General features: G+C 60.6%; 4 protein-coding genes. 2 read left to right on the forward strand and 2 right to left on the reverse strand.

Annotated features, from left to right (window positions below):
- Window positions 1–237 (reverse strand): IS200/IS605 family transposase (gene tnpA / locus VEJ16_17765; GenBank protein ID HYB11510.1); only part of this gene is annotated, 237 nt, incomplete at its 3' end.
- Window positions 238–362: 125 nt separating this feature from the next.
- A complete protein-coding gene (gene dnaA, locus VEJ16_17770; protein ID HYB11511.1) occupies window positions 363–1,787 on the reverse strand; it encodes a chromosomal replication initiator protein DnaA in 1,425 nt (474 codons plus the stop codon).
- A gap of 1,056 nt (window positions 1,788–2,843) precedes the next feature.
- Here dnaA and VEJ16_17775 point away from each other — a divergent pair.
- Window positions 2,844–3,014: an HAD hydrolase-like protein gene (locus VEJ16_17775; GenBank protein HYB11512.1), complete on the forward strand. Its 171-nt coding sequence runs from the start codon at window positions 2,844–2,846 to the stop codon at window positions 3,012–3,014.
- A gap of 31 nt (window positions 3,015–3,045) precedes the next feature.
- The gene (locus tag VEJ16_17780) at window positions 3,046–3,267 is read left to right on the forward strand and encodes an arginase family protein (protein HYB11513.1); all 222 of its coding nucleotides are present in this window, start codon (window positions 3,046–3,048) and stop codon (window positions 3,265–3,267) included.
- Window positions 3,268–3,355: the final 88 nt, after the last annotated feature.

Genomic DNA, 3,355 nt, shown 5'->3' on the forward strand with positions numbered 1-3,355 from the left:
GAGCCTTATTCGGCTGATGTTCTGATGGGCTCGATAGCTGATGAACATGTGCACATGATCAGCCGCAACTTTTCCGGAGATGATTTCCAACTCGTTCTCCGCAGCAATCTGCCGCAGAAGATCGCGAACTCGGGTCGCCACCTGCCCCGTCAGCACCCGTTTGCGGTATTTCGGGCACAACACAAGATGAACCTTGAGGTCGTACTTCGCGTGGCTGCCTAGTCGATATCGTCGCATAATGCGACTTCATCTGCCCTTCGCTTCGCCTGAAGGCGAGGGTTTGGAACCCCGAAGGGGACAATCAGGTGCCTATGGATCGATGCTGATCGCGGCCGCGTCCCGCCGGCCGGGCGTTCCGCCGGTTATTCCTGAAGCTCGCGCTTGATCATCTCGATCTCTTCGGCGAGCGCCCCGTCATTGCCGACCAGACCTTCGATCTTGCGGACGGCGTGCAGGACGGTGGTGTGGTCGCGCCCGCCGAAGCGCCGCCCGATCTCCGGCAGCGAGCGCAAGGTCAGGGTCTTGGCAAGATACATCGCGATCTGGCGCGGGCGCACCACATTGGCGGTGCGCCGCGAGGAAAGGAGATCGCCGCGGCTGACATTGTAGCGGCGCGCGACGATCCGCTGGATTTCGTCGATCTTGACCTTGCGCGGCTCCTGCGGACGGATCAGGTCGCGTATCTCCCGCTCGGCGAGCTCGAGCGTGATCGGCTGGCCGGTGAGCTTGCTGACTGCGAGCAGCCGGTTCAGCGCGCCTTCGAGGTCGCGCCCATTGTTGCCGACGGATTTGGCGATATGAGCCAACACGGCAGCCGGCACGTCGAACTCGGGATGATGGACCCGGGCGGCGGCGACGCGCCCCACCAGGATTTCCAGCCGCAACTCCTCGCCGATCGCGCCCATCTCGACCACGAGGCCGGAGGCAAGCCGCGAGCGCACCCGGTCGTCGAGGTTTTCCAGATCGAGCGGCGGGCGGTCGGCGGCGACGACCACCTGCCGCCCGGCGTCGATCATCGCGTTCAGCGTGTGCGAGAACTCGGCGTGGGTCGACTTGCCCTGCAGGAACTGCAGATCATCGATCAAGAGCACGTCGGTCCCGCGCAGCAATTCCTTGAAGGCGAGCGTGGTCTGGGTGCGCAGCGACGATACGAAGCCGAACACGAATTTCTCGGCGGTGAGATAGAGCAGCCGACGCTCGGCCGCATTGCCTACCCAGGTGATCGCCTGCAAGAGGTGCGTCTTGCCTAAGCCGACCTGCGCGTGAACGTAGAGCGGATTGAACATGACCGGATTGTCGCGGGCCGCCATCGCAACCTGCTTCGCCGCCGCATGGGCGAGCGAGTTGGAACGCCCGACGACGAACGTGTCGAAGGAGAGGCGCGGATCGAGCGGCGACCCGCCGAAGGAGCCATGGCCTGACGAAATGCGCGGTGCGGAGGCGTGCCCGTTGAGCTCGCCCGCCGTCATCGGGCCTGCTTCGCCATTGAGGCGCAGTGGCAGCGCCTTGCTCGCGGGCGCGGACACCCACAGCATGCCGGTCCGGACGATCAGATCGAGGCGGCGCACGCACGGCTCTTCGTCCTTCCAGCAGGCAAGCACGCGATCGGTATAGTGCGATTGAATCCAGCTCTTCAGAAAGCGGGTCGGAACCGAGAGTCGCACGGTCTCGCTGTCGACGCCTTCGAATTGCATCCGAACAAACCAGCTTGAGAAAATGTCCTCGCCGACCTCGGCGCGCAGACGTCCTTTGACCCGCGACCATCGGTCCTGATCGGTGTTCGTCATGGCTTCGCCCTCTCGCGCTCCACTCAGGGCGCGCAAATAGATGTCTGCATAAGCAGAAAACGGAACGCCCAAGCGTTCGCGCCGCCGAGGTACTCGAACTCGGGGGGTGATCAGCTAATCCGGCGCGCTCGCGTCCTCAGGCGAGCGCGCCTGCAGCGCTTAGCTTCCGAGCGGACACATCATCGTCATTCTCGATCGACGGAAGGCCTTCGTGAGCCAAGCGGCAGTGTCCTTGCGGCGCACGAAGACGGCCCGGCAAGTGCAAGCGATGGCATCGGTCTCAAGATTCTTGTATTCCGGAGCTTTCACCGGATTTTCCTCCCCAGCTGACGTGGCTAAACTTCAATACACAAATTACTCGAAGAACGGATGATGCGCCCACAGGCGTGTTAAGCCGACATGGTCCAATTTTTTACTCGCAAAGACACGCATGCCGCCTTTCTTAACACATGTGAATTCAGCTTTAGCCTTCAGCACTCCAACACTCGCGGATGACAGCCTTAACGATACATAGGCCCTATAGGCCTGCAATGGCCTTGGAAGCGCCATGATCGACCCCTGTGCATAAGGCCTCCCGTTCTGCTTGAGGAGTCAGCACCAACTAATAACGGAAAGTAGCTTTATCGGAATCTGCGGAGTGACGTTGATTTGTTCGCATAATGGTTACATCCGTGACGTACTTCCGTCATAATACCAAATGCGATGGCCAGCTTTCTCGTTAAGGCGTTGCGCGAGCTTCTATTTTCTTGCGCGAAAATGTAAGGTAACACCGAAATAATTTCAGCGCGCGGCGCAAAGACCCGACAATGCGGAAAAACGCATAGGCCGCCTAAAGATAGGCACATTGGCCCCCAACCAAGCCTATCGGAGGATTCTTCACGGGGCTGCGTTTCTCGCATTGGCGAAGAGTCGCAGCTTTCTCGATCGCGACTGCGAAATGAGCCTCGACGCGGGCCCGTTTGTTGCGGCCCTGGAGTACGCTTCCGGCCGAGAGGCAAGCAGACATTCTTCACACTTGCCGTCGAAGGTCTCCACTGCGCCGCCGAGGATGCGGCGATGATTGGCCATGATGCGGAAGCCGACGTTGGCGGAGCAATGGCCGCTGGCCTCATGGGCGCTCTCGCCCAAACTGGGAAATACCGGCCCGGGCAAGAGGCGCATCTTCCCGAGCGGCCAACTTTAGTGGCGGAGAACCTGAAAGCTGTCGTCGATCTCCTTCTGAACTGAGTGGTTCGCGCCATGGCACGCCACGATCCAGATCGGCATTCGTGGCAGCCTGAACGAAGCTGATATGTGGCAGTTCAGCCATGACCAGGGTATGCGCGTGGTTTCTATCGAGGAGTTTCACGACAAGGGATGGCGATGGGCGGCCGAGGAGGCGCGCGTGATTGTAGGCGAGGGCCCCGCGTACTTCTCGTTCGATATCGACTCACTCGACCCGGCCTATGCGCTGGGAACTGGGACACCGGAGCCTGTATAGTGGCAAAACATCCGTGATCAGGTGTCGATCTTTCTCTGATTTTCGATGGCAAGGACGAATCGCGCGTATCGGGGATTGCCCATCCGGT

The sequence above is a fragment of the Alphaproteobacteria bacterium genome, assembly GCA_035625915.1.
Classification (GTDB): Bacteria; Pseudomonadota; Alphaproteobacteria; order JACZXZ01; family JACZXZ01; genus DATDHA01.

Coding starts and splice junctions, on each gene's coding strand:
- dnaA (HYB11511.1), bottom strand. CDS start 1,787: ATGACGAACACCGATCAGGACCGATGGTCGCGGGTCAAAGGACGTCTG.
- VEJ16_17775 (HYB11512.1), top strand. CDS start 2,844: ATGATTGGCCATGATGCGGAAGCCGACGTTGGCGGAGCAATGGCCGCT.